The following is a 24,940-nucleotide window of genomic DNA, read 5'->3' as shown; positions in this document are numbered from 1 at the left end:
AGCGTCGGATGGGTGAGCTCCTGCTCGGCGGTCATCGCCCGGCACGAGCCAAGACCGTGAAGGACCCCGACCCAGCCGCAGCGTTCCCCGCCGGGGACATCTACCTGAGCATGCCCGGCCTTGGCGACCGGCTCGCCGCATGGATCGCCGGTGAGATCGGCGAACACTGGCATCAGTTCGCGACGCCGAACGCGTTGCAGTGCTACGCCGGCCAAGCTCCGGTCACCCGACGCTCCGGCCGCAGTGAATACACCGTCGCCCGGCGTTTGGCGTTCAACCGCTATCTCGGCGAAGCCGTCTTGCAGTGGGCGTTCTGCAGCATCACCCGTTCCGCCTGGGCCCGAGATTTCTACAACGCCAAATCAATCGCCGCCGGCGACCGGCACTCCAGCGCCCTGCGCAACTCGGCAACCGCTGGCTCGAACTGCTCTGGCACTGCCTACGCCTCGGCGTCACCTACGACGAGGACACCCACACCGCAAACCGAAACCGCGCCGTCGCGCCCACCCCATGAGGCGAAGGTTGACAGAGGGTGTCTCACCAGCGCGTCTCCCCGGCGAAATACCGGGCAGCCTTCCGCAGGATGTCCCGTTCTTCTTCCAGCTCACGGATCCGCCGGCGTAGCTCGGCGTTCTCTTCCTCGACCGAGCCGGTCGCGTGCGGCTTCGCAGCCGACGATGCGGGACCGGCCAGGCCGCCTCGCCGCTGATCGTCGGCACGGACCCAGCCGCGCAGCGTCTTCCGATTGACCCCGAGGTCATCAGCGGTCTGCGCGATCGTGGCACCCGGCCGAGATCGGTACAACGCCACAGCGTCGGCCTTGAACCCGACCGGGTAGTGCTTGTTCACCATCGTTTACCAGGACTCCTGATCTCCCCGGATTACCAGATCCAAGGTTCAAGTGTCCAAGATCAGGGGGCAACTCCCGCCGGAGCCACGAGGTGATCGTGGTCAGGCGGCACCCGCCCAGCAGTTCATCGCGACGCCGCGCGTTTGCCGCCGGCCTCGCCGGCGCGCTGATCGCGCTCACGGCCATGGTGTATCCGGGTGCCGAATGCTTGATCTCACAGGCTCGGACAGGAAGCGAATGCCTCCCGCACTGGCATGATCAGCCGTATGGCTGAGCACACCGCAGATCTGCCCAACGTATCCACCTTGTCCATCGGGATCCTCGGCGGGACCGGCGACCAGGGCAAGGGCCTGGCTCGCAGGTTCGCGCAGGCCGGACACACCGTGCTGATCGGCTCACGGAGCGCCGAGCGGGCGCAGGAGGCCGCGCGTGAGATCGGCGTGCGCGGCGACGAGAACGCCACCGTGGCTGCGGAGGCCGACACCGTGATCGTCGCCGTACCTTGGGAGGGCCACGGGGCCCTACTGGCGTCCCTGCGCGACCAGCTCGCCGGCAAGATCGTGGTGGATTGCGTCAACCCTCTCGGCTTCGACAAGCAGGGTGCGTACGCGCTGCCGGTTGAGGAGGGCAGCGCGGCGCAGCAGGCGGCTGCGGTGCTGCCCGAGAGTCGGGTGGTGGCCGCATTCCACCACGTCTCCGCGGCGCTCCTGCTCGACCCTACGGTGGCCAAGATCGACCTCGACGTGCTGGTGCTCGGCGACGACCGTAAGGCCATCGACGTCGTGTGCGCCCTCGCCGAGCGCCTCCCCGGCGCCCGCGGCGTTTACGCGGGACGGCTCCGCAACGCCCACCAGGTCGAGGCGCTGACCGCCAATCTGATCTCGATCAACCGCAGGTACAAGGCCCACGCCGGCATCCGCGTCACCGACGTCTGATTCCCTATCGGGGATCGCTTGTCAAGCCGTGTGCTGGCTTGACGCTTCGTGACGGTGTCGCGGCGGACCCGGTCTGGGGAAGGTCGCCTCGTGTGCGCTTCGAGCGTCGTTTTGATCATGTCCGGTGAGTACTTGGTGAGGGGCCGCCGCGGGCGGCGTCACGCAAGGGCATCCAGCCGACGGACCTGTGGGAGCCGTACATCGGCGGGCGGATCAGCGAGGCGCGGCTGCCCTGTTCCCACGCGGACCTCAACAGCCCGGAGATGCTGGGGGAGATGTGGGCGGCCGTGGCGCGGTGGCTCGAGCTGCCCTGACGGGCGCGCCGTGGTCGGCCACCGGCAGCGGTGGTCGACCACGGCAGGGGGTCAGTCGGGCGCGCCGACCAGCCGGCCTCGTAGGCGACTATGACGAGGTGGACCCGGTCGCGCGCGCCGAGCTTGGTGAACAGCCGGGCGACGTGCGCCTTGGCGGTCGCCGCGCTGATGTACAGCTCGGTCGCGATCTCCGTGTTGGACAGGCCCTTGCCGACGAGGGTGAGGACCGCGGACGACGGACGCGTCGGCGACCCGCCCGCGGTTGTCGATCGTCGAGACCGTGTACTGCCACGAACGCTGTCGGCCCTCCGGCAGCGACCTCCTCCCGGCTACTCGGCCTTAGACCCAATACCGCTGACTTAAGCCGTGTTGGCTGGCTTCTTTCGCTTGGCAGGGCTGGGTTTGGGTGGCTTCAGTGATGGTGATGGTGTGGTCGGGAGGTGCGGGGTCTGGGTGGTGGGCCCGTTTGAGTTTCCAGTTCGACATCTTGCGTTTGATCACGCGGGGGTTGCTGCGGGGGCGGCGGGTGGTGAGGTGGCGCAGGATTTCACGGATGGCCCGGCGTAGTGCCCGGGTCAGTCGTGAGGGGGGAAAACGCCGCCTGGGTGGTGACCTGGCGGCGGACGAGGCGCAGGGTGCGGGTGAAGGACACCTGGTCGGGGTCGATGTCGGCGCCGGTGGCGGCGTGGTGCATCAAGCTGCGTATGGCGTAGTGCACGAGGAGGAAGCCGTAGATTTCCTGCTCGACCCCGGTCGGGGTTTGTGATCGCAGGACCATGCCCGGTTGGCCTTGATGGGTTTTCAGCTCGTCGAGGGACGTTTCGATCTCCCAGCGTTGGGTGTAGAGCGCGGCCAGGTCCAGCGCCGGGGCGGCTGCCGGGTCCAGGATCGTGGTGATCAGCCGGTAGACGGTGGCCTGACCGGGCATGGTGTATTCGACCACCCGCACGGTGACCGGGTCGGTGTGGCGCCTGTCGCGTGCGGCGAAGATGTGCGACAGGTATGAGCCGTCGCTCAGTTGCTCGATCACGGGCAGCACAGCGACGGACTTGACCCGCCAGAGCAGGTCTGCGCCGGTCGCGGCGGCTTCCTGCCACAGGTCGAAGCTGAGGAATCCCCGATCGGCCAGCAGCAGCATGCCCGGACTCAGCGCGCCGAACAGCTGCTGGGCCAGGACGGTCTCATGGGTGGACAGTGGCCCGGTGGTGGCGGCGAAGACGGCGTGGGTGCCGCACTCGGCCACCGCCGTGACCCGCGCCTGCGGGTAGGCGCCGCTGCCGTTGCCGCGGCCCGAACCCGGCCGGCCAAAGAAGTCCACATTGGACACTGTGTCGGGCAGATCGAAGGTGGTGCCGTCCACCGCGACCAGACGCCATCCCCGGTAGAAGGCACCGACCGTCGCCGGGGTGGCCACCGGCCGGCACACCGCGGCGAACAACGCCTTGATCGGCTCCGGCCCCAACCGGGCCCGGGCCCGGGTGATCGCCGCTGTGGTCGGCACCTGCCACGAACCCCGCCAGCTACGCGCCCAGCCCAACCCTCGGTCAGCAATCGGGCCACCTCTTCATAGCCCTGACCGAAGACCCGGCTGCTCCTGGACGACGACGTCCCGTCCGGCCACCAGCAGCGGTTCCCAGTCGAGCTGGTGTTGCGGGAGAGCACCGGGCACCACGCCGCCTGAACACGGCACAGGCCGTCTTCAGCTGCCGCACTACGTCCGCGAGCCGCTCGACGAGCTGCGGGCCGTGACCGCCGGGGCGGCCGGCCGGCGCTGAGCCCGCTGGTCGCGCAGCACGTCGGCGTGCGGCGGCGCGTTGACGACCCGCAGGCGCTCGGGTACCGCCCACCACTGCTCCGGCCGGTCCACGCCCGCAGCCGTCGCCAGGCCGTCCTCGACGAAACGGGCTAATTCGGCGCAGCAGGTAGGCGGCGATCCCGGCGGCATCCACGAGGTCCGCGAGGCAAGCAGCGGCGGATCCTGCCGGTGCTCGACGAACCGCCAGTGCGCGCCGTCGCCGTCGACGATGGCCCGCCCGACGAGGGCGTCGCCCATGACCAGCGCGTGCCGGGCGTACTCCGCGCTGTCGCGTTCATCGGCGAAGCCGGACTGCGCCGCGTCGAGCAGGATGTCGCCGACGCCGGCCGTGCCGCAGCAGCGCCCGTCGTTGTCCCAGAACCCCGGCCGCAGCCGCTGCGGCACCCTGGTCGGCCGGGCAGCCATCAGCCGGATCGTCGCGATCTTGACGAGGTCCTCGGCGTGGGCGGTGATGCGTTCGACCTGTTGCTCGGCGAGGGCGACGGCCGGGCTTTCCTGGTCGACACGTCGATGATGCCGTCCACGAACGCGGACATGATTCCGGACCGGCCGCGGGGGCCTGGCCAAGGGGGGAACGGGCAGCGTTACACGTTCGTCTTCGCCGCGCCGCGGCGTGGGCGACACGGCCCTTCGCGCGCTCCTTGAACCGGACCCGTACGGCTTCTCGCTGACCACGTTGACATACCGCTTTCAGTGCCCATACAGTGGCGTTTGTCGAGAGTATGACAACGTGGACAGAGCCTGGAGGCCGGCGACCTGACGGGTGCGCTGGGCACACGATCGAAGGAGATCGCATGACCGGTGGGACGCAACTTTGGGATCCGTTCGACAAGGTCTTCATCGACGATCCGTTCCCGACGTACGCCATGCTCCGTCAGGAGCACCCCGTCTATTTCAACGCGGAGCGAGGCTTCTACGCGCTGACCCGTTGGGACGACGTCGTCGACGCCAACCGCGATTGGCAGACATACAGCAGCGCCGAAGGCATCGACCTGGACAAGACCGGCAGCATCTTCTTCGGCGAGGGCAACGTGGCGGAGACCGACCCACCCGGCCATGACCTGTTCCGACTGGTGCTGAAAGACCACATCTCTCCCGGGTTCGTGCGCATGCAGGAAGAGGACGTGACCCGGCGCGTGCATGAGCTGAGCGAGCGGCTGGCCGGACGTTCCCGGGTTGACTTCGCCGGCGAGTTCTGCACCCGACTCCCGCTGGGCGTCGTCTGTGATCTGCTCGGTATCGACCCTTCGGATCACGACTGGGTCTATGGACGCTTCATCAGCATGTTCGGCCGGGAATCCGGCAATGAGGCAATCCCGCCCTCGGCGCTCACGGCCGCCGCCGAGGTGCGTGACTTCCTGGCAGGAGAGCTCGCCACGCGTCGCGGCAATGGAAGGGACGACCTGCTCTCCGCCATCGCCAACGGTGTCGTCGGCGACCGGCCGCTCACGCACATCGAACAGGTGGGGATGAGCACGCTCGTCATCGCTGCCGGCATCTCCACCACCAAGAACCTGCTCACGAACATCTTCTGGTATTTGGCACGCGACGAGGAACTGCGAGCGAAGGTGCAGGACGCGGCAGTGAAATCCGCGCCCGCGATGATCGAGGAGTTCCTCCGCTTCGACAGTCCGATCCAGAATTCCTCGCGCACTGCCACCAGGGACGTCGAACTGCACGGTGTGACCATTCCCGAAGGCGCCACGGTGACGCTGGTCTACGGCTCAGCCAATCGCGACCCCGACCGGTTTGACGATCCGGATCAACTCGACATCAACCGGCGCGTCGGCAAGCACATGGCGTTCGGCGGCGGCGTACACCTCTGTATCGGTGCTCCCCTCGCACGGCTGGAGGCGAAGATCGTTCTACAGCACGGCTTGCCGCATCTCGCGCCATTCGCGCTCGACGGCGAGCCCGAGCGCGTGCTGAAGATGAACGAACGCGGCTTCGAGACGTTGCCCCTGGTGTTCGCGGCGTGACCGCGTCACCCGCCGACATCTCGTCGGCCACCCTGTGGCAAGACCTGACCCATGTGCTCACTCCCGCTTCCCCCGGTTGGGCCCATCCGGGGATGGCATATGACGACGGCACCTTCCTGACGACCGACGCCCTCGAACCGCGAGTCATCGCCTTCGACCCGACGGGAACGGCATTGTGGTCCGTTGCCGTCCCGGCGCGCGAAGTCCACGGGATCGCCGTGGACGGCGACACGCTGTGGCTCGCCGATCCGGGAAACAAGCAGTGCCGCGGCGACGACGGCAACTACACCACCCACGTAGCCGGGGACGGCGGGCAGGTGCTCGCGATCGGCCGCGACGGTCACGTGCGAGCACGTATCGGACGCCCGGATCTGCCGATCTACCGGGAGAAGGTCTTTCGCCCGACGTCCGTGGTCGCCGCCGACGACATCTGGGTGGCCGACGGCTACGGCGCTGACCTCGTGCACCGGTACTCGCGCTCAGGAACGCTGCTTGGCACGATCGGACTCGGCGATGTCGACCTCGACAACCCGCACTCGATCGCCTGGGACGGGCGGCGCGCAGGCAGGCTGCTGATCGCCGACCGCGGGCACAGCCGCATCCTCGCGCTCGATCCTCGGTCCGCCGACGTGGTCGCGGTGATCGGCCAAGGCGAGGTCGACCGCCCATCCGGCATGACGGTGTGGCGGGACCACCTCGTGGTCGCGGATCTGCACGGCCGCGTGCTGGTGTTCGACGCGCAGGACCGCCTCGTTGCGAACCTGGGCGCCGCCGATTCGGCCGTACTCGACCGAGAAGGGTGGCCGAACGCGGTCCGTGAGGGAGTGACCGTGCGGCCCGATCTTTCCCCAGGCGCGTTCAACGCACCCCACGACGTCGCCGTCTCGCCGGACGGAACGCTCGTCGTGTGCGAGTGGATGGTCGGCGGCCGGCTGACCGCGCTCGACCTCCGAGCTCTGCTCGCAACCCCCGCCAACCCCGCCACGATCACCCCAGAAAGGCAACCAGGACCATGACGTCAGCACGCACGAGGATCGCCGCGCTGTTCGGCTCCGGCGTTCTTGCACTCACGGCGCTCACGGCTTGTTCGATGGAGGGCACCGACTCGCCCGCATCGGCCGCGTCCGGCAGCTGCGACCCCAAGAAGCTGGTCATCGGGTATGTGAACCCGTCGGTCACCAACCAGGGATGGATCATCATCGGCCAGGGCGCGACCGACGCCGCCAAGGATCGCGGCGTGAAGCTGCGATCCTTCGGCCCGCCGAAGGATGGCGACGCGGCCGGACAGGTGACCGTCGTCCAGGACGTCATCGCCGGGGGCGCGAACGCGATCGCGCTCGCGCCGGTCGACTCCTCGGCCCTGGTTCCCGCCGTCAAGGAGGCCAACACCGCCGGTGTCCCGGTGGTCAACCTGGACTCGCAGATCAACGGCGGCAATCTGGCCTCGTTCGTCGCCACCGACAACTACGCCGCGGCGCAGCAGCAGGCCGAGGCGGTGGCCGAGCACATCGGCGGCAAAGGCAAGGTGGTCCTCATCAACGGCTCCCAGGCCTACTCCACCGGTCGCGATCGACGGAATGGATTCGTCGACACCATGAAGAAGAAGTACCCGGGTGTCACCGTGCTCGAGGTGCAGACGGAGTGGGATGCGCAGGCCGCCCAGAAGGGCCTCGAGGACCTGCTCGCGGCCAACTCCGACGTGGTGGCTGTGGCAAACGCCTGGGACGGCTCGACGGTGGCCGCGGTGCCGGTGCTCAAGAGCCACGGCAAGCGCATCTTCCTCGTCGGGTTCGACGGTGCTCCCGACGCCATCGCGCTGATGGAGCAGGGCAAGGTCGACGCCATCGTGGCCCAGCAGCTCTACAAGATGGGCTACACCGCCATCGACACCGCGGTCAAGGCCGCGTGCGGCGAGACGGTCGAGAAGCGGATCGACACCGGCTCCGTCCTGCTCACCCCGGACAACGTCGGCAAGTTCATCGACAGCAACCCGCCCATCCTGCGCGAGTTCATCAAAAAGGCCTCCTGACCACGCGGGCCGGCGCAGCGCCGCCCCAGCCGACCCCCTGAAGGACCAACGATGACCACCCAACTCTCCGCAGACGCAACGCCGGCGATCCACACACCCCTGCTTCGCCGACTCCCCGCGTTTCCCCCGTGGGGGGCCGCGCTGATCGGCGCGCTCCTGGTAGCTGTCGTGATCGCCGTCAGCAACGACGCCTTCCTCACTCCCAGAAACCTCTCGAACATCTTCGCGCAGGCCGCGGTGCTGGTGATCCTCGCCACCGGGCAGACGTTCGTCATGATCACGGCCGGGATCGACCTCTCCGTCGCGGCGGTCGGGGCGCTCTCGGCCACGCTGCTCGGCGTGCTGACCGTCGCCAACGACCTTCCGTGGTCCCTGAGTCTGCTGATCTGTCTCCTCGTCGGCGCCGTGATCGGTGTGCTGCACGGCGTGCTGGTAGGCAGAGTTCTCCTTCCCGCGTTCATCGTGACGCTCGGCGGACTGCTGGTCTGGCGCGGGGTCGCCCTGCAGCTCACCGGCGGCATCAACACGACCGGCCTCCCGGATCCCATCCGCTGGCTCGGCCGGGGACTGATCGCCGGCGTGCCGGTGCCCGCGGTGATCGCCGTGCTGGTGGCCGCGATCAGCGCCATCGTCATCGTCAAGACCAAGTTCGGTGTCGGGCTGCGGGCCATCGGCGGGTCGGAGGGAGCGGCCGCGCGCGCCGGTGTTCCGGTGCTGCGCTACCGCGTCACGGCGTACATCATCTGCTCGATGCTCGCCTGCCTCGGCGGCATCATGCTCGCCGGCCGCCTCGACTCGGCGGGCGGCAACCTCGCCCAAGGCTTCGAGCTGCAGGTGATCGCCGCGGCCGCGATCGGCGGCGTGTCGCTGTTCGGCGGCACCGGCAGCCCGGTGGGCGCGTTCTTCGGTGCGATCCTCATCGGCCTGATCCAGAACGGCATGAACCTCGGCGGGGTCTCGCCGTTCATTCAGCAGATCGTCTCCGGCGCGATCCTTGTGCTCGCCGTCGGCGTCGACCAGTTCCGCAAGTACCTCGCCAGGAGGATCTCGTGACCACCGAGGCAGCGACACCCGTCTGGACCGACAAGCATCCGCTGCTGGAGATGCGTGACGTAGGCAAGCACTTCGGCGGTGTCACGGCGCTCGACCACATCCAGCTGACCATCGGCCATGGCGAAGTGGTCGCCCTCGTCGGCGACAACGGTGCGGGAAAGTCGACGCTCAGCAAGGTGATCGCCGGGGTCCTGCAGCCCGACGACGGCGAATTGCTGGTCAACGGCACGGCGCATCGCATCACCGGGCCCAGCCATGCACGCAACCTCGGCATCGAGGTGGTCTACCAGGATCTCGCCCTGGCGCCGAACCTCGACATCACCACCAACCTGTTCCTCGGGCGCGAGATCGTCCGCCGCGGCCTGCTGGGATGGCTCAACGGCCGCCGCATGCGCTCGGAGGCCAAGGCACACCTCGCCGCACTCGACGTGAACGTGCCGTCGCTCAGCACACCCGTCGAGCGTCTCTCGGGGGGTCAACGGCAGGCGATCGCCATCTCGCGAGCCACGTACGGCGGCCACCGGCTCATCGTGATGGACGAGCCGACCGCGGCTCTTGGCGTCCGCGAGACCGCGAAAGTGGAGGAGCTGATCATGAGGCTCGCGCAGCGCGGCATCTCCGTGCTGCTGGTCAGCCACAACATGGCGCAGGTAAAGCGGATCACGAACCGGGTGCTCGTGTTGCGCCGTGGCCGTCTGGTCGCCGAGCGTCGCACCGCGGACGTGACCGCGGAGGACCTCGTGTCGCTGATCACCGGCGCGAGGGAAGGCGACTGAGGTGGTGACCGTCGCGATCATCGGCAGCGGACCGGCGGGCTGCTACACCGCCCAGTTCCTGCGCAAACGCCTGCCGGACGCAGCGATCACCGTGTTCGACCGGCTCCCGGTTCCCTTCGGCCTCGTACGGTACGGCGTGGCGCCGGACCACCAAGGCACGAAGGCGGTGACGCGCCAGTTCGACCGGCTCTTCGAACGAGAAGGTGTCCGCTTCGCCGGCAACGTCGAGGTCGGAACCGACGTCAGTACCGACCAGATCGAGGCGAACTTCGATGTGATCGTCGTCGCGACCGGACTCGACGACGACCGTCTGCTCGACATCCCCGGCGAGGACCACCCCAGGGTGATCGGGGCCGGCCGCATCGTGCGGATGATCAACGGACATCCTGACTCCGCCGGCGAGGAGATTCGCCTTGGCGCGAACCTCGTGCTGATCGGCAACGGCAACGTGGCGGGCGATCTGATGCGCCTGCTGCTCAAGCCGCTCGACGCGTTCGCGGACTCCGACGTCGACGACGCGGTCCTGCGTCGTCTGCGCGGCGCCGGAGTCCGGCGTCTGGAGGTGATCGGACGCTCGCCGATGGCAGCGGCCAAGTTCGACCCCGTCGTCCTGCGGGAGCTTCGCGGACTGCCCGGCGTCCGCTTCGACGTCGACGGCGAGTCCGCCGACGATCCGTCTCGCATCGCGGAGGTCATTCGAGAGCTGCGGGACTCGAGCGATCCGGCGGCCGGGACCACCGTCGTGCTGCGGTTCGGGTGGACCCCGCAACGAATCCTGGCCGACGGCGATGCATGCCTGGTCGAGTTCGCGGCGTCGGACGGCAGCCGGCTGCGGCTCGGTGCGGATGCGGTGATCACCGCCATCGGGTTCCAGCACTCGTCGAAGCGGCTCTACCCGGGCGACGACACGGGACCGGAGGTGATCTCGGCGCTCCCCAGCATCTACCGGACCGGCTGGTACCGCCGCGGTCCCCGTGGCACCATCCCCGAGAACCGGGTCGACGCGCGAGAGGTGGCCGACGCGATCGCCGCGGACGTCGAGGCCGGAAAGGTGCGCACCGGGCGGCCCGGATGGCCGGGCCTGCCCGAGCACGTGCGGGAGCGCGCCGTCGACTTCTCGGGCTGGCGAGCGATCGACGCCCACGAGGTCGCACACGCGAGTGCGGGAAGATTCCGCAGCAAGGTCACTGATAGGGAACAATTGCTGCGCTTGGCATCGCGCAACGTGGTCGCCGACGGCGATCGGATGGAGGTAGACAGGTGAGGGTCGTGATCCTCTTCGGGACGGAGTCGGGCACCGCGGAATTCGTCGCGAACGACCTCTTGGACGCGATCGCCGGCTTCGACGACACCATCGAGGCCGATGTCGTCGACATGACGGATCAGCCCGTCGACGACATCGACGTCGCCGCGCTCCATCTGGTGGTCTGCTCGACGTACGGCGACGGCGAGCTGCCTGCCAGCGCCCGACCCTTCCACGCGGGCCTGGAGCGCGAATGTCCTAACCTCACCGGACTCCGGTACGCGATGTTCGGCATGGGTGACTCCAGCTACGTCGACACCTACAGCCACGGCAGCGAGATCATCGACGCGACCCTCACCGGACTCGGCGCCACCAGAGTCGGTGAGTACGGCAGGCACGACGCATCCGGGAGGGACGCGGCGAGCGACGTCGCATTGACGTGGCTGGAAGGGCTCCGCGCCACCGTGCTCCTGACCGCCAGCGAGCGATGAGCCGGTCGAGCTGATGACGAACCAGAAGGAAGACACCACCTCACCCGTGAAGCGCTACCAGCGTTCCACCATGCGCGATGTCGCCGCGTTGGCCGACGTCAGCCCGAAGACCGTTTCGCGAGTGATCAACGGCGAGAAGTACGTATCGGCGGAGATCGTGGAACGGGTGCACGCGGCCATGGAACGGCTCGACTACCGCCACAATCTGGCCGCGAGCCAGCTGCGGGCCGGAACGACGTCCGCGGCGATCGGCCTCATCCTGGTCGACATCTCGAATCCGTTCTCGTCGATGCTGCATCGCGCCGTCGAGGACGTGTTCCGAACCCGCGGCATCGCAGTGCTGTCAGCGTCGACCGATGAGGACGCCGCGCGCGAACGCGCCGCGGTCGCGACCTTTGCCGCACGGCGAGTTGATGGACTCATCATGATGCCCGCGAGCCACGATCACAGCTACCTGAGCGCCGACATCCGCGCCGGAACCCACATCGTCCTGATCGACCGGCCGCCCGCGTTCCTCAACGTCGACTCCGTTGTCTCGAACAACCTCGGCGGTGCGGAGACCGGTGTGCGTCACCTCATCAGCCATGGGCATCGACAGATCGGATTCATCGGGGACTGGCCCGGGGTCGTGTCGTCGCAACTGCGCTACGACGGCTACCGACGTGCCCTCGAGACCGCCGGCATCCCGATCGACGACTCGCTGGTCGCGCGTGGTTTCTCATCCTCCGCAGATGTCGAGCAGACCAGTCGCGCACTGCTCCTACGTTCCGGCGCTCCCACGGCGCTGTTCGTCGCGCAGAACGCCCTGTGCGCACCGGTCATCCGTGCGATCCGCGCGCACGGCGCGCACGACCGCGTCGCCATCGTGGGCTTCGACGGGTTCGAGGGCGCCGACCTGGTCGAGCCCGGACTCACCGTCATCACCCAGGATCCGCTCCGCATGGGAACGCTCGCCGCCGAGACGCTGGTCAAGCGGATGAACGGCGCGAGCACGACTCCCGCGATGAACCACGTCCTCCCCACAGTCCTGATCGAGCGCGGCTCCGGTGAGCTGCCCGGACCCTTCGCCGCATGAGCCGCCCGGCACTGGCGATCGGGGAGGCGCTCGTCGATGTGATCGACTCCCGCAACGGGAGCATGACCAGACCCGGCGGCTCACCTGCGAACGTCGCGATCGGGCTGGCCCGGCTCGGCGTCCCCACCGAACTGCTCACCGCGCTCGCCGACGATACATACGGAGAACTGGTCAAGGCATGGGTCGAGGACTCTGGCGTCGGCGTCGAGCGAAACTCCGCGTGCCTCGATCGAACGTCAATAGCCCGCGCCGTGCTCGACGCGGGCGGAGCGGCACGCTACGAACTTGACATCGTGTGGACCCTTCCGGCGGTTCCACCGACCGCGATCGCCGATCGGCCGCTCGTCCATGTCGGTTCGCTTGCGCTGTTCCTCGAGCCAGGCGCGAACGAGGTCGAGCGCATCGTCGAGCATGCGGCGAGCACGGATGTCCCCGTCGCTGTTGATGCCAACATCCGCCCGAGCGCGCTCAGAGACCCCGCATCGGCTCGCGCACGGTTCGAGTCGATCGCCGAGCGCGCGACCGTTGTGAAGCTGAGCGACGAGGACGCGGCCTTCCTCTATCCGGACGTCGCCGATCACGATGTGGTGCGTCACCTCCACGAACTCGGCGGAGCAACTCCGGCAGCCCGCCGCGTGGTGGCCCTGACCCTCGGCGCCAGCGGTGCGCTCCTGCGTTGCGCGGACGGCGACGTCCGCACAACGGCACCGCGAGTCCGCGTCGTCGACACGATCGGCGCAGGGGACTCGTTCATGTCAGGGATGCTGGCACGCCTGCTCAAGTACGAACGGAGTGCATGGCAGGAGCTGTCGACGGTGGTAGACGTCGGCAGGTACGCCGCGCGATGCGCGGCGATCACCGTCGGCCGCGAAGGCGCCGACCCGCCGCGATGGAATGAGGTGGTAGCGCCATGAGCACGGTCGACCTGATCGCTCGCATAGCGGCGACTCCGGAGACTTTCGATCGACTGCGACGTCTGCTTGAGGACTACGCGCAGACTGTGCGCGACGAACCCGGCAACCTCCGGTTCGAGCTGTATGCCTCGCGGGAGGACCACGGCCTCGTGGTCGTGGAACGATACGAAGACGACCGAGCCTTCGAACAGCACTGCCGCTCCCCAGAGAACGCCCGATTCAACAGGGCCCTGCAGTCCCTGCTGGGAGGTCGGGGATCGGCTTTGGAGATGCTCACGCGGTTGGACGCACAGCACGGGACCGGGAACGCAACCGGCGATCTTCCGTCCTCATGAGCTGGCGGCTGGCAGCCGACCGCCGAGCAGATGAAGCCCGTCGAGTGTTTGCATGGTGGGTGCGTCCTGCAGCTCGTTGCGCTGGGCCGGGTGCTCGCACTGCTGCCCGAGTCGGTCGGCCGGCAGGTCCGCCGCGACGTGGTGTGCGTGCCGGTGCCGGACGCTCCTGCGATCGCGATGCTCCTTGCCTGGCGGGCCCGGGACCGTTCCCGGGCGCTGGCCACGTTCGTGCGGACCGCGATGACGCTCGCCGCCGGCACCTAGTACTCCAGCCCGGTTCACTCTCTATGTATGGCGTCGGCCGCATGGGAAGCTGCCGTCTGCGGGGACGACGAGTACGCAGTCAAGCGACTCGCCGAAGTTCGAGCCCTGCCCCGGTTCAGCTGCCGAATTGGATCAAGACCGGCTCTTCGCTCAGGACCAGGTCGCTGCCGGGCGTCACGGCGACGGTGCTGCCGTCGAGCCGGCGTAGCACGGTCGCGTCCTGCTCGACCCGCATCGCCGCCGTGCCGGTGTGTGTCCATCGGACGACGGCGCGGCGTGTGCCTTCGAGCGTCATCACGGTGAACCGACACTCCCAGGCGTTGACTGGTAAGTCGACCGCCGGGCCGTGGCCACATGAGCGGATCTCTGCGCCGGACAGCCATGCCTGAAATTGCTCGACGGCCCTTCCCGCGCTGGTCGGCTCGCCGCCGTCCGCCTGTAGCACGATCGGAATCTTGGTGCCTCCCCAGTTGTAGAAATACATGCGCTGAAGGTTGGTGTTGCGTGTGAGGAGTCCGACGAGGAAGAAGCGAACGGCGTAGTTTCGCGCCTTGGTGCGGTCGAGCGGTCCCTGCAAGGGGATCGTGTACGTCGTGCCGGTGTTCCACAGCGGTGGATGTGCGCCCGCCTCGTGGAAGACGTGGTCGATGAGGGTGGTGAGTTCGAGCATCGTCTCCGGCGGGTCATCGGCGGAGCGCTGGTGCAGCTTGACTCCGGCGACGTCGCAGTAGTCATACCCGCCGAGCCCTGCGAAACGCTGCAGCATCTGCTGACCTTCCGGGTTCCACAGGTCGCCCATGCCGGGACAGACGATGGTGGCCTTCGGGTCGGCAGCGCGGACGATCGCGCTCGCCCGTCGCGTCATGTCCACGAGGGTCTCGACGCTGCCCGAGTACATCCGCTGATCGGTGGCGAGCACCCACAGCTCGTACGCCTGGATGCGATCCCGGTAGCGGTCGGTAACCGCGCGGACGAATGCCTCCCAGTCGGGGAGGTTGTCTGGCGGAGTCGACCGCGCGTCCTCGGGGTACACCGAGCGCCGTCCGTTCGGAGCGGCCCAGCCTGGCGTGCCGCCGAACACGAAGAGCACAGGCAGACCCGCATGCTCGGCGCCGGAGACCAGCCGGTCGAGCACCGACCAGTCGAAGGTGCCACGGGTCGGCTGGATCTGCGCCCATCGGGTCTCGCTGTCCCACAGACGCACCGCACCGACGGTGAAGCCGGGCATGTCACCGGTCGAGCTGTTGATCGTGACACCGAAGAACGGCTTCGGTACCGGCTGGGGTGGCAAGTTCCAGGTTGGGCCGCTGATCCACTGCGGCGTAGCCGACTGGGTGGCGGCGCTGGGCCGCCCCTGGGGCGTTCGGTTCAGGACCACGATCGCCGTCGCCGTCAGGAGCACCACGGCGGCAAATATCAATACGTACGTCCGGTGATGCCGCCCACCCAGTGTCCGGCCGGGCCTGGGCGACGCGTTGCGCGGCATCGTCGCAACCACCGGCGCGGGAGCAGTCGGCGGCACTGCGTCAGCCGCGTGCGCTGCAGGATCGTCCGCCATCGCTGTGCCGGTTGCCGGCTCCACGACCGGCGGTTCGTCGCGCACGGCCGCCGCCCACAGCTTGTACAGCTGGTCGAGGTCGGCCTGGTCGGCATCGCACGCCCGGGCAATACGCTCAATCATCCCGAAATCGTGCGGAACCGCGTGGCCTGCACAGTATCGGTGTACTGCTGACTTGCTGGCATTGACCTTCAGGCCGATCCACGCATAGCTGCGGCCGCTGCGCTCCTTGAGTTCGGTCAGCAGACCGGCAAGCTCGTCATGCTGTCGCGGCATAGCCGTCCCTTCCCGCTGTACGACGGGCAGCATCGTACCGATCGACGGATCGCCGCCGTCCCGGGATGGCCGCGTCCCCGCAGCCCGGGCTGGCCCTGGCGTCCCAGCGTCCCGGATTCGCGCCGGGACATGGCGTTGGGACGTCCCTCGTTGCGATGCTGTATCGGCGTCGCGTCCTGCGACACATCCCTTCGAGACGCATCCCTTCGGCATGAGCGAGCAGATCGACATAGCCGTCCAGGCGACTCCACCTGGAACCACCGCTAGGAAAACCATTGGCCACAGCGGCAAGCGAGGCGCGACGGTGATCAACGGGGGCCGTTGCGCACCGCCTGATAGGCCGGTCAACGTGGAGCATCCGATGACCACAACCAATGGCCGTCAGATGGACGCGAGGTTCGCAGTCACGTGCAGAGACGTCGCGGCGTTTGACCGTTCGGACCCGGGTGATGAATGGCCGGCAGACCGGCGATGATCGAGATCTGATCAACACCGCGTCGTCGCATTGAATATCTTCCGGGCCGCTGTCACTGCGGCGACGACATGGACGGATCTGGCCGGTGGCATTCGGTGCCGCCGGCCAATCGGCCCGTTGCGCGGCATCACCTCGGGGCGGCGTCCGGCTCGGGTCCTGCGGACCCGGACGGCCCGCACGGCCACGGCATCCGCTGAGGCGCGGACGCATCCGGCGACGGAGCCCCGCGCGACCGGCGACGGAGGGTGAGGCCCGGGAGTCACGGGCCGGGACCAACGGCGGACATCGCGGCAGCTCTATACGGAATAAATAAACGGCCGGTTATCGCTGGACGAAAAATTGGCGCCGTCGTTGCCGGGGAGGTCGGGCGCTTGATTGGTGCACAACCTGGGCTTCCACCGACCGGGGTCCAGGGTGACGATCCACAACCCGGTCTGGGTTTACTGATCCATCTACGCTGACCGCAGCCACGACGAATCGAGAAAGAGGCAATGATGATTGCCAGCCGCGCGACCCCGGCGCGGGTCATTACCGCCATCGTTACCGCATTCACCGTGGCCGCGGTCGGCGCCGCACTGGGCGCCTGGGCGGGCTGGCGCGGCGCGCCGGCCCTCCCGTCCGACCAGGCGGCGCTGAGCCTGATCGGCCCGAACACCGGCCTGCGCGTGGTCGAACGCCACGACGCCGCCTTCGCCTACGAGCACCCGGCAGGCCCGCTGACCTGGATCATCGGCGACGACGACTACAACGGCGGCTCGGTTTTCATGATCACCACGACCGCCACCGTCGAGGCCATCACCGCCGGCCTCGCTGCACAAGACTGGCACAAAAGCGACAATCCTGACTACGGTGGATCCGCCCTCAGCCGCGCCGACTTGTGGGTCAACGTCTACCCCGCTCACGCGACGGCTCGGCCGTCGCCCCCCGGCGGCCCCGCCGAGGCCGTCGCCGTAGAACTCGCCCGTTCCCAGCCCGCGCCCGTCTGGCCGTTCACCGCGGCCGGCTACGCGTTGGGCCTGGCCGCCGGGGCGCTGCTCGGCTTCGCCGCCCGCCGCCTGAGCCTGTTCGTCCTGGCCGCCGGCCTGCTGCTGATGCTGCCCGGCACGGTCCTCACGACCGGCGACCTGGTCGCCGCACTCACCCTCCCCGCCGACGTCAGCCCGCCCGCCCTGTGGGGCGACTACCTGTTCTTCGGCGTCCGCGCCCTCACCACGGTGGGCCTGCTCCTGCTGGCTGCCGCCATTCCTTTGAGCTACCGCGATGTCCGCCGTGGTCGCGGTGCGTGACTCCCGGGCCTGCGGCGTCCGCGTCCAGCCGGCGCAGCAGTACGGGCCGTAACGAGGTCCACCAGCTTGGCCGCCCGCCACCTGCCCGCGCCAACCACCGTGACGGCGTTTGCGGACGGTCCCGCCAGCGTGTCGTAGCGCCGGCGCGTGATCGGCCGGCCATGTCGGTACCGCAGCAACTGCCCGTCACGCCGGCGCCTGACGCTGCTCCGCATGCAGCAGCAAATGCCGCATCAGGGTGGGGGAGACCGGCTGCCACCGCACTGTGTCGCCCTTCTCCTGCACATGTGCCGTGCTGCGGGCCTTGTCGTGCTGGGATCCCGACGGGGGCGATAACGACGGGCGCCGAGCTCGTCTCCGGCGCCGACTGCTGCGGGTTGCGATCCCCGATGGGGCGATGACGACATGTCTGATTCGAGGTCGCCGGCCCACTTGGTGATGACGTTGCGATCCCCGATGGGGGCGATGACGACTTGCGTCGGAGATGGGAGTCCGATGGAGACGCAGCAGACGTTGCGATCCCCGATGGGGGCGATGACATGACGACTGCTCGGCCAGCTCGGCGCCGAGCTTCGCGACCCCCTGTTGCAATCCCCGATTGGGGCGATGACGACCTCCTGTTCCGCCCCGAAGGGCCGCTGCACATCCAGGCGTTGCGATCCCCGATGGGGGCGATGACGACCATGCTGATCGGCGACGCCGAGGACAGCATCTTGCGGTTGCGATCCCCGATGGGGGCGATGACGACCATGAACACAAAGCTGTTCGGTCCGCACTGCCACCAGTTGCGATCCCCGATGGGGGCGATGACGACAGGGTGTAGCGGCTGGTCAGCACTGCGACCAGGCCGCGTTGCGATCCGCGATGGGGGCAAGGGATAGCACACCCCGCTCGGGTCACGCGGGTCGGGAACAGCATGCCAGCGCGTGCAGCAGCCCGCGGTGTTCACCATCGGTGATCGGCGACGGCGGAGCGTCGGTGGCGGCTGCCGTTACGGCCAGTATCGGGATGAGCGATGATGCCATCGGCGGGTGAGGTCTTTCTCGGTGCCGTGAAGCGGATGGAAATCCATGATCACAGATGCGGCCTCATCCGCTTTCCTCACCTCTATGGAGGTCAATCAACCTATAGAACAACTACGCAATCGCCCTGGGTGAAACCTGTCGGTGGCGTGAGCGGTTCGCAGCGGTGTCGAGTGCTGGTGCGAGCGGCATCAACGCGGACCGCGTGAGGTCCGGCAGAGAGCCCGACGCCACCACGAAGCCAGGTAGCGATGCAGCCTTGCTCGTCGACTGCAGCCACTGCCGAATCGCGACCTTGGCGGCGGCGCCGACGCTGGCGGCCAGCGCCTCGGCGGTCAGTTGGTCCATGTCTGGACAGCGTTCGGCGATGGCTTCGGCGAGCGGGCCCTCGATCGCGGTGACGGTGTCGACGTAGCAGGCGCGCAAGGCGGGGCTGGATGTGATCATCAGCAGTGCGTTACGCGCATGGTCGTCCGGGTCGGTGTACTGCCCGATGACGGCATCGATGACCGCGTCGGCGAGGCTGACATCGGCGGGCCGGGCGGCCACGGCTGCCGCGACTCGTGACGCACGCTCTGCGGTAACCGCCGCGATGATCGCCTCCTCGCGGCTTGAGAAGTAGTTGTTGTACGTCCTCGGCGACACGCCGGCGGCCTCGGCGATGTCGTCGACGCGGACGTTCTCGGGCCCGCGCTCCAGCGCGAGGTGCAGCGCCGCCGCCCGCAGCGCCTCTCTGGTGGCCTGCTTCTTTCGTTCACGCAAGGTGGGCCGGCCTGTTGTCACGCCCTCACCATCGCACAATACATGCGTACACGCAAACTTACGTACACGTAAACTTGCGTGCGCGCAAAAATTTGGTAGCGTCGCCGCGAACCATCCGCGACAGCACCCAACCCGGGAAGGACCGACACACATGCGAGCCAAGGGCATGGCCTACGACACCGGCTTCATCCGCGATGGCCACAACTCGGTGGAGCGCTTCGACCCCGAGCTGGTCCGGCGGGAGCTGACCATCATCCGCGACGATCTGCACTGCAACGCCGTCCAGATCGTCGGCGGCGACCCGCAGCGCCTGGAGCTCGCCGCCCACTCCGCGGAACTCGGACTGGAGGTCTGGTTCTCGCCATGCCCGCTGGACCTGCAGACCGACCAGATCCTCGCGCTGCTCCTCGACTCCGCCCAGCGGGCCGAGCGACTCCGCACGACGGGAGCCGAGGTCGTGTTCGTCACCGGCGTCGAGCTGAGCATCATGAACCGAGGATTCTTCGACGGCGACCGTATCGACGAACGCCTCAGCCGCCTGCTGGACACCACGGACGGCCGGGCCGAACGAATCGCCGAAGTCCGCTCCCGCCTCGACCGCTTCCTCCGCACCGCCGTGGCAGCGATCCGCGAACGCTTCCACGGAAAGGTCACCTACGCCGCCATACCGTTCGAGGGCGTCGACTGGGACCTCTTCGACTTCGTGACCCTCGAACTCATCCGATCCGCGGAGGTCGCCGATCAATTCCGAGACGGCGTACGCACCCTCGTCGCACAACCCAAACCCGTCGCCATCACCGGCTTCGGCACCGCAACCTGGCGCGGTGCGAGCGACGTCGCGCCACGCAGCATGGAAATCCTCGAATACGGCGAAGCCACCGGCGCGCCACTGCGACTCAACGGGCAGTACCAGCGCGACGAGGCCGGCCAGGCGGCATACCTCAGCGAACTGCTCGAAATCTTCGACAGCGAGGGCGTCGACAGCACCTTCGTACACCTCTTCGCGCTCTACAACCTGCCCCACCGCCCCGACGGCGATCCCCGCGACGACCTCGACCTCGCCAGCCTCGGGATCGTCAAGGTCCTCGACGGCCGCAACGGCGACACCTACCCCGACATGCCCTGGGAGCCCAAAGCCGCCTTCGCCACGATCGCCGAACGCTACTCCGGCTGACCCACGCCAGCGAAGCCAGACGAGGCGGCAGCCATGGCGCCCGCCCTACACCGAGGAATGAATAAAGCGGCCTCGGACGGCACGCGTTGTCCGCGGCCGATCAGCGCGGCAGCATCGCTGAGCTACTCAATCATGTTGGTGGCTCAGCCGTAGGACCGTTGCTCAGGTCGCCCACGACGAGCATCGACTGCAGGGGAAATTCCTTGTCCCCATGACCGACCCCGACGGCAACCGCGCGGTCATCCACCCGCCACAGGTCGAACCAGCCTGTCAGGTAAGCGAACAGTGAACTGCCGGACTCATCGGACGAGGCATCGTCGTCGGAGTATGGCCGGAGAGTGTGGTAGTGATCTTGTTGGCGCGCCGAGAGCGTGAACGCGAGCCCTGACAGCGGCCGGACCGAGCTAGGCCGAACCACCAACCTGCAACGGCTCCGGCCGAGCCAGTCCCCAGGTTAGAATCAGTATATTCGCAGCTCAACTCAGGCAGAGCCACGATCAAACCGTGCAGGTTTGTCTCTTGCCGGGGGCACGTCACAGAACTGCCAAAGCGCAACGCGGCCGGCCGATCACTGATCGTTGAAGCCGGTTTCGCGTTGACCCGATACACGGCGCCGAGGGCGCCCGGATCGCGGCAGATCCGGACGCGTACTGCCTTGATCGAGGATTTGGCCACGAGCGCGCTTCCGTACTGACGTTGCACGGGTCGGTGAGAATGAGTCGTGCAGCTGTGGCGCCTTGTGCTCGGTTTGGTGATCAGTCTACTGATCACGTCCGTTGGCGTTGTGCTGGCTACGAACTACCGCGACCTTGCTCGCAAGCACGTTCGGGCCGCCATGAGATGGTCTCCCCGGCTTCGTCCGCGAAATCGGATAGCGGAGCGCGACGCCCTCATCCTTGACCGTGTCATCGGATCGATCTTCGCAGCGATGGGCACCTTCATGACGGTGCATGCAGTTTATGACATCCTTACTGCCACTGGCCTGCAGTAGTCGAGGCACGGCCGATCGACCCAATTCGCCATGCCGTCCCCGGCCATGCTGCATCACTCTAGTGTTGCTAACTGACGGTGATCGACGCTGGCAGCCAGGCGCGGTATCAGCGGCAAACGTGCTCACTCACTTGATCAAGTCGGCCGGGCGGCGCGAGGAGTCGTTCGGCTGACGCGAAAGGGAGCCCCTGGCGGGTACGCACGCCGGTCGTGATGCGCGCCCATCGGCTAGGGTCAGCGCGTGTTGTTTCCCGTGCGCTGGCGACTGCTCGACATGGAAACCGGCGCCACCCTGACTGACTGCATAGACGTTGATGGACTCTTTGTCGACCGCGTGTTCCCGGTCGAGCCGCTGTACGAGCGCTACACCCTGTTGAGCTGCGCGCCGTTCGGACCGCTGCTCGCCGCGATCGACGACACGGGGTCGGTTTGGTTCGGCAACTTCGTCGTAGAGGGCGCACATGTGCCCGGCCGGCCGGTGAGTGAAGCGTGTACGAATCAGTGCCGTGAGTGCTACGAGATCATGGAGGAGCTGCTCGACGTCCGGGTCGTCGGCCACCGGCCCTCCGTGGAAGGGCCCGGTCTGTTCGACATCGACCTGGAAGGTCATCGCCGCGACGACGACAACAATCGTGGTGGCACCGTCGCGCCTGCTGGATGTCGACCCGAACCGCGGCGAGTGGGTCGAGGTCGTGATCGGCGCACCAGCGCAGGAAGATCCGCAGGTCCGACTCACTGTGCAGGCGAGATTGCCCGCGGTAGTGACCCAGGTAGGCGGCTGTCGCCGCGCGCAGCACGAGTTCATCCGGTGGTGACACACCGGCGCCAGGGGCAGGAAAGACGGCCATGTATCACGGTGCGTCACCTACGGCGATGAACGCCAGTGCGCCCGCGGCGGCATGAGCGGATGGTGCGATCGCGGTTTCATGGCAGCGCCTCGATGACCGATTCCCAGTCGAGTGACGGGTTGGCGGCGGCATCCGCTGCCAGTTCCGCGTCGTCGAGCAGGGCGGTGAGTCGGTCGGTGGGTAGGCGTGGACACCGGGCCATCACCCTGCGGACCCACGGATGTGGGTCGGTGGTCAGGTGGCCGATCACTGCCGGGTCCGTGTCGGGGTCGCGGGCAACCAGAAGTCGCACATGCGGATCGGCGTGATCGGCGAAACGGGACAGCCCGGTGCGCGGGAACTGTGGCAGGGCGAGCAGCCTGGTTCGGCTCTGGTCGTCGAGGTAGCAGTTCAGCAGCAATTCACTCGGAGCGCCGGGGTGATTCAGGGCCAGGTTCGCCCTTACCTCCGCATCGGGGTCAACGGCGAGAAGGTCGACCATGTCGGGAGGCAGGTCCGGACGCTGCGCAGCCCGGCGGCGCAGCCGTGGATTGTTCGAACGCGCCCACGGCAAGACCTGGTCCGGATCCAGGTCTGCATTGCCGTCGAGGACCGCCCGTTCCTCTTCGGAGACGTATGCGTGAGTCGCGACCGCCATGCGTACGGCATCGTCGGGGTCGGCGGCGAGGGCAGCGACCTGTTCGCCGGTGAGTCCGGCGCGGGTGGCGACCACGACACGGACGGCCGGATACAGATCAGCGGCGAAGGCCGCGACCTGTTCGGCGGCCAGGTCCGCGCGGCCAGCGATCGTGGCCCGGACCTCGGCTTCCGCATGATGCGAGAGGATCTCGACGACGTTGGGCGGGAGCGTCGGGTTGCTGGCGACGGCCTGGACGGCCTCGACGTCGTCGGAGGCGGCCACCTGTTCGGCGAGCGCCTTGGAGAGCGGCCGCTGCAGTACCCACCAGAATCCATGGCAATGGTGTTCCGACAGGTCGGCTGGTTTCATGAGCCGCTCGTGCTCAGCGATAGACGAGGCCGCGGCCGCCGCCACCTCCGAATCCGGGTCGGTCAGCAGGAACCGCAGGTCGTCCCGCCAGGCGTAGGGCACCGCGAATCGGCGCACCCGCGGGTCAGGATGCCGAGCCGCGACGAAGATCCGGTTCCAGTCCGCGAAAAACAACTCCTCGAAGAGTTCGTAGTTCGTAAACGGCATGTCATCCGGCGGGTCGAGTAGGTTCGTCATCAGCCGGATCAGGGCCTCGTCAGGTAGCGGCGGCTGCTTGCTCCTGGTAAAAGCCCACGTGCTCACCCACCAGTCCAGGTCGCTGAGCAGCCTGTCCCGAATCACCGGGTCCAACCGCTCATACCCGACGACGGCACACCGAACCCGGCGCAACTCGTGGTTGGCCATCCGCTCCTGCAACGTCACGGGCAGGGTAGCGCGGGCCTGAAGCCCCGCGGCAACCGGTTCCGGCCAGCCGCGCAGCAGACGCACTAGCATGTCAAGCGGTACTGCGGGGTTCTCCGCTAGTCCACGCAATACGACATCCCGCTGCACGCGAACGAGCGTAGACGGTTGATCAAGCAGGCCCCGCCACCACCCGCGAATCCCAGTGGTGCGGCCAGCGCGCGACGCGCCCGTTGGTCGTGCGTTGTATACATGGTTCGAGCGGCATGATCAGTTGCACGGTTCTCGGCAGGACCGAGCGCGGCAGCGTGATCCGCCAAGAGGCACCGAGCGTGACCGCGTGGGGTGCAGCCAGCACGCTGCATCAGCGGCAGATCAATGCTGTTGATCATAGGAGTATCGACTACGGCGGGTTCGCAGGTCTGGCCTTCTGTGGGTGGATAGTCTCGTGCCGGGCTAGCATCGCGACGAACTCGCTGATCTTTCGCTCGCGCGTCTGAGCCCGCTTGACGGCATTGACCCGGTAGATGAGAGCGAAGCGGTTGGTCTTGGTGAGTACGTCGAACATGGCCTGCGCGGCAGGGTCTGCGGCGATCGCGGCGATGAGGTCGGCCGGCACCTCAGCTTCCGAGGGCGGAGCGTAGGCGACCGCCCACCGTCCATCCGCTTTCGCGGCTTCTACCGCGGCGCGGCCCGGAGGCAGCATCCGCCCCTGCGCCTCCAGCCGGGCCACGTGGGCGATGTTGCGCTGCGACCAGGAACTGCGGGGCCTGCGCGGGGTGAACCGGACCCAAGAGATCTCCTGATCCCCCTTACGGGCCTGTCCGTCGATCCAGCCGAAGCACAAGGCCTCGTCAACCGCCTGCTGCCAGGTCACCGTGGTGACTGTGCCGCCCTTCCTGGTCAGGGCCAGCCATACGCCCGCCGATGTGGCGTGGTTGCTCAACAACCACGCTCGCAGCGCCTCGGCGTCCGCGACGATCAACTCATCTAGGGCCTGTCTGATGGATCATGGTTGACGGCGGTCGGGTTTCGCGCGGAGCCAGATGATGATCGAGGCGATCCCGACCGTTGCCTCGTAACGG

22 protein-coding genes and 2 pseudogenes are annotated in these 24,940 nt (G+C 67.8%); 15 read left to right on the top strand and 9 right to left on the bottom strand.

Annotated features, from left to right (window positions below):
* Positions 1–8 precede the first annotated feature (8 nt).
* Positions 9–293, top strand: a pseudogene (locus tag AB0367_RS35905) (transposase); the annotation flags it as partial.
* Between the two features lie 244 nt (positions 294–537).
* Here AB0367_RS35905 and AB0367_RS35900 read toward each other — a convergent pair.
* Positions 538–852, bottom strand: coding sequence for a transposase (locus AB0367_RS35900; protein WP_366230976.1), 315 nt, complete (start codon positions 850–852; stop codon positions 538–540).
* A gap of 264 nt (positions 853–1,116) precedes the next feature.
* On the opposite strand from AB0367_RS35900, the gene npdG reads away from it, so the two are divergent.
* Positions 1,117–1,785 (top strand): NADPH-dependent F420 reductase, encoded by a 669-nt coding sequence (npdG, locus tag AB0367_RS35895; protein ID WP_366230975.1) that lies wholly within the window; start codon positions 1,117–1,119, stop codon positions 1,783–1,785.
* Positions 1,786–2,170: 385 nt separating this feature from the next.
* Here npdG and AB0367_RS35890 read toward each other — a convergent pair.
* The 3 genes and pseudogenes from AB0367_RS35890 to AB0367_RS35880 all read right to left on the bottom strand — a co-directional run.
* Positions 2,171–2,326, bottom strand: a pseudogene (locus AB0367_RS35890) (LuxR C-terminal-related transcriptional regulator); the annotation flags it as partial.
* 320 nt (positions 2,327–2,646) lie between these two features.
* A complete protein-coding gene (locus AB0367_RS35885; RefSeq protein WP_366230974.1) occupies positions 2,647–3,636 on the bottom strand; it encodes an IS4 family transposase in 990 nt (329 codons plus the stop codon).
* 174 nt (positions 3,637–3,810) lie between these two features.
* Positions 3,811–4,320 (bottom strand): hypothetical protein, encoded by a 510-nt coding sequence (locus AB0367_RS35880; RefSeq protein ID WP_366230973.1) that lies wholly within the window; start codon positions 4,318–4,320, stop codon positions 3,811–3,813.
* A gap of 389 nt (positions 4,321–4,709) precedes the next feature.
* Between AB0367_RS35880 and AB0367_RS35875 the strand changes: the two genes are divergently transcribed.
* The 11 genes from AB0367_RS35875 to AB0367_RS35825 are packed head-to-tail and all read left to right on the top strand — an operon-like array spanning position 4,710 to position 14,074.
* Positions 4,710–5,894 carry a cytochrome P450 gene (locus tag AB0367_RS35875; RefSeq protein ID WP_366230972.1) on the top strand — a complete coding sequence of 395 codons (1,185 nt, stop codon included), beginning with the start codon at positions 4,710–4,712 and terminating at the stop codon, positions 5,892–5,894.
* Positions 5,891–6,910: a hypothetical protein gene (locus AB0367_RS35870; RefSeq protein ID WP_366230971.1), complete on the top strand. Its 1,020-nt coding sequence runs from the start codon at positions 5,891–5,893 to the stop codon at positions 6,908–6,910. The genes AB0367_RS35875 and AB0367_RS35870 overlap by 4 nt, the downstream gene beginning before the upstream one ends.
* Positions 6,907–7,923, top strand: coding sequence for a sugar ABC transporter substrate-binding protein (locus AB0367_RS35865; RefSeq protein WP_366230970.1), 1,017 nt, complete (start codon positions 6,907–6,909; stop codon positions 7,921–7,923). The genes AB0367_RS35870 and AB0367_RS35865 overlap by 4 nt, the downstream gene beginning before the upstream one ends.
* A 51-nt stretch (positions 7,924–7,974) precedes the next feature.
* On the top strand, positions 7,975–8,976 hold the full coding sequence (locus AB0367_RS35860) for an ABC transporter permease (RefSeq protein WP_366230969.1): 1,002 nt from the start codon (positions 7,975–7,977) through the stop codon (positions 8,974–8,976).
* On the top strand, positions 8,973–9,752 hold the full coding sequence (locus AB0367_RS35855; RefSeq protein ID WP_366230968.1) for an ATP-binding cassette domain-containing protein: 780 nt from the start codon (positions 8,973–8,975) through the stop codon (positions 9,750–9,752). The genes AB0367_RS35860 and AB0367_RS35855 overlap by 4 nt, the downstream gene beginning before the upstream one ends.
* Position 9,753: 1 nt before the next feature.
* Positions 9,754–11,016, top strand: coding sequence for an FAD-dependent oxidoreductase (locus AB0367_RS35850; RefSeq protein ID WP_366230967.1), 1,263 nt, complete (start codon positions 9,754–9,756; stop codon positions 11,014–11,016).
* The gene (locus tag AB0367_RS35845; RefSeq protein WP_366230966.1) at positions 11,013–11,486 is read left to right on the top strand and encodes a flavodoxin domain-containing protein; all 474 of its coding nucleotides are present in this window, start codon (positions 11,013–11,015) and stop codon (positions 11,484–11,486) included. Before AB0367_RS35850 ends, AB0367_RS35845 begins: the two co-directional genes overlap by 4 nt.
* A 13-nt stretch (positions 11,487–11,499) precedes the next feature.
* Positions 11,500–12,561: a LacI family DNA-binding transcriptional regulator gene (locus AB0367_RS35840; protein ID WP_366230965.1), complete on the top strand. Its 1,062-nt coding sequence runs from the start codon at positions 11,500–11,502 to the stop codon at positions 12,559–12,561.
* Entirely contained in the window at positions 12,558–13,475 is a 918-nt protein-coding gene (locus tag AB0367_RS35835) for a carbohydrate kinase (RefSeq protein WP_366230964.1), read from the top strand. The genes AB0367_RS35840 and AB0367_RS35835 overlap by 4 nt, the downstream gene beginning before the upstream one ends.
* Positions 13,472–13,810 carry a putative quinol monooxygenase gene (locus tag AB0367_RS35830; RefSeq protein ID WP_366230963.1) on the top strand — a complete coding sequence of 113 codons (339 nt, stop codon included), beginning with the start codon at positions 13,472–13,474 and terminating at the stop codon, positions 13,808–13,810. Before AB0367_RS35835 ends, AB0367_RS35830 begins: the two co-directional genes overlap by 4 nt.
* Positions 13,811–13,840: 30 nt before the next feature.
* Entirely contained in the window at positions 13,841–14,074 is a 234-nt protein-coding gene (locus AB0367_RS35825; RefSeq protein ID WP_366230962.1) for a LysR substrate-binding domain-containing protein, read from the top strand.
* 115 nt (positions 14,075–14,189) lie between these two features.
* Here AB0367_RS35825 and AB0367_RS35820 read toward each other — a convergent pair whose 3' ends face one another.
* Positions 14,190–15,941, bottom strand: coding sequence for a helix-turn-helix domain-containing protein (locus AB0367_RS35820; protein ID WP_366230961.1), 1,752 nt, complete (start codon positions 15,939–15,941; stop codon positions 14,190–14,192).
* Positions 15,942–16,877: 936 nt separating this feature from the next.
* Between AB0367_RS35820 and AB0367_RS35815 the strand changes: the two genes are divergently transcribed.
* Positions 16,878–17,669, top strand: coding sequence for a hypothetical protein (locus tag AB0367_RS35815; protein ID WP_366230960.1), 792 nt, complete (start codon positions 16,878–16,880; stop codon positions 17,667–17,669).
* A 1,136-nt stretch (positions 17,670–18,805) separates the two neighbouring features.
* Here AB0367_RS35815 and AB0367_RS35810 read toward each other — a convergent pair.
* On the bottom strand, positions 18,806–19,474 hold the full coding sequence (locus AB0367_RS35810) for a helix-turn-helix domain-containing protein (protein WP_366230959.1): 669 nt from the start codon (positions 19,472–19,474) through the stop codon (positions 18,806–18,808).
* A gap of 130 nt (positions 19,475–19,604) precedes the next feature.
* Between AB0367_RS35810 and AB0367_RS35805 the strand changes: the two genes are divergently transcribed.
* Positions 19,605–20,627 (top strand): hypothetical protein, encoded by a 1,023-nt coding sequence (locus tag AB0367_RS35805; protein WP_366230958.1) that lies wholly within the window; start codon positions 19,605–19,607, stop codon positions 20,625–20,627.
* Between the two features lie 1,117 nt (positions 20,628–21,744).
* Here AB0367_RS35805 and AB0367_RS35800 read toward each other — a convergent pair.
* From AB0367_RS35800 to AB0367_RS35790, 3 genes are all read right to left on the bottom strand, one after another.
* A complete protein-coding gene (locus AB0367_RS35800) occupies positions 21,745–22,227 on the bottom strand; it encodes a hypothetical protein (RefSeq protein WP_366230957.1) in 483 nt (160 codons plus the stop codon).
* A gap of 314 nt (positions 22,228–22,541) precedes the next feature.
* On the bottom strand, positions 22,542–24,005 hold the full coding sequence (locus AB0367_RS35795; protein ID WP_366230956.1) for a hypothetical protein: 1,464 nt from the start codon (positions 24,003–24,005) through the stop codon (positions 22,542–22,544).
* 253 nt (positions 24,006–24,258) lie between these two features.
* Complete coding sequence (locus AB0367_RS35790) at positions 24,259–24,861, bottom strand: YdeI/OmpD-associated family protein (RefSeq protein WP_366230987.1); 603 nt, start codon at positions 24,859–24,861, stop codon at positions 24,259–24,261.
* Between the last annotated feature and the right edge of the window lie 79 nt (positions 24,862–24,940).

It is taken from the genome of Dactylosporangium sp. NPDC051484, assembly GCF_040689395.1.
Classification (GTDB): Bacteria; Actinomycetota; Actinomycetes; order Mycobacteriales; family Micromonosporaceae; genus Dactylosporangium.
Note: the sequence above shows the minus strand (reverse complement) of the source record. Positions and strands in the feature narration are given on the sequence as shown.

Coding starts and splice junctions, on each gene's coding strand:
- AB0367_RS35900 (WP_366230976.1), bottom strand. CDS start 852: ATGGTGAACAAGCACTACCCGGTCGGGTTCAAGGCCGACGCTGTGGCG.
- npdG (WP_366230975.1), top strand. CDS start 1,117: ATGGCTGAGCACACCGCAGATCTGCCCAACGTATCCACCTTGTCCATC.
- AB0367_RS35880 (WP_366230973.1), bottom strand. CDS start 4,320: ATGGCTGCCCGGCCGACCAGGGTGCCGCAGCGGCTGCGGCCGGGGTTC.
- AB0367_RS35875 (WP_366230972.1), top strand. CDS start 4,710: ATGACCGGTGGGACGCAACTTTGGGATCCGTTCGACAAGGTCTTCATC.
- AB0367_RS35865 (WP_366230970.1), top strand. CDS start 6,907: ATGACGTCAGCACGCACGAGGATCGCCGCGCTGTTCGGCTCCGGCGTT.
- AB0367_RS35860 (WP_366230969.1), top strand. CDS start 7,975: ATGACCACCCAACTCTCCGCAGACGCAACGCCGGCGATCCACACACCC.
- AB0367_RS35840 (WP_366230965.1), top strand. CDS start 11,500: ATGACGAACCAGAAGGAAGACACCACCTCACCCGTGAAGCGCTACCAG.
- AB0367_RS35835 (WP_366230964.1), top strand. CDS start 12,558: ATGAGCCGCCCGGCACTGGCGATCGGGGAGGCGCTCGTCGATGTGATC.
- AB0367_RS35830 (WP_366230963.1), top strand. CDS start 13,472: ATGAGCACGGTCGACCTGATCGCTCGCATAGCGGCGACTCCGGAGACT.
- AB0367_RS35825 (WP_366230962.1), top strand. CDS start 13,841: ATGAAGCCCGTCGAGTGTTTGCATGGTGGGTGCGTCCTGCAGCTCGTT.
- AB0367_RS35820 (WP_366230961.1), bottom strand. CDS start 15,941: ATGCTGCCCGTCGTACAGCGGGAAGGGACGGCTATGCCGCGACAGCAT.
- AB0367_RS35815 (WP_366230960.1), top strand. CDS start 16,878: ATGATTGCCAGCCGCGCGACCCCGGCGCGGGTCATTACCGCCATCGTT.
- AB0367_RS35805 (WP_366230958.1), top strand. CDS start 19,605: ATGCGAGCCAAGGGCATGGCCTACGACACCGGCTTCATCCGCGATGGC.
- AB0367_RS35800 (WP_366230957.1), bottom strand. CDS start 22,227: ATGACCTTCCAGGTCGATGTCGAACAGACCGGGCCCTTCCACGGAGGG.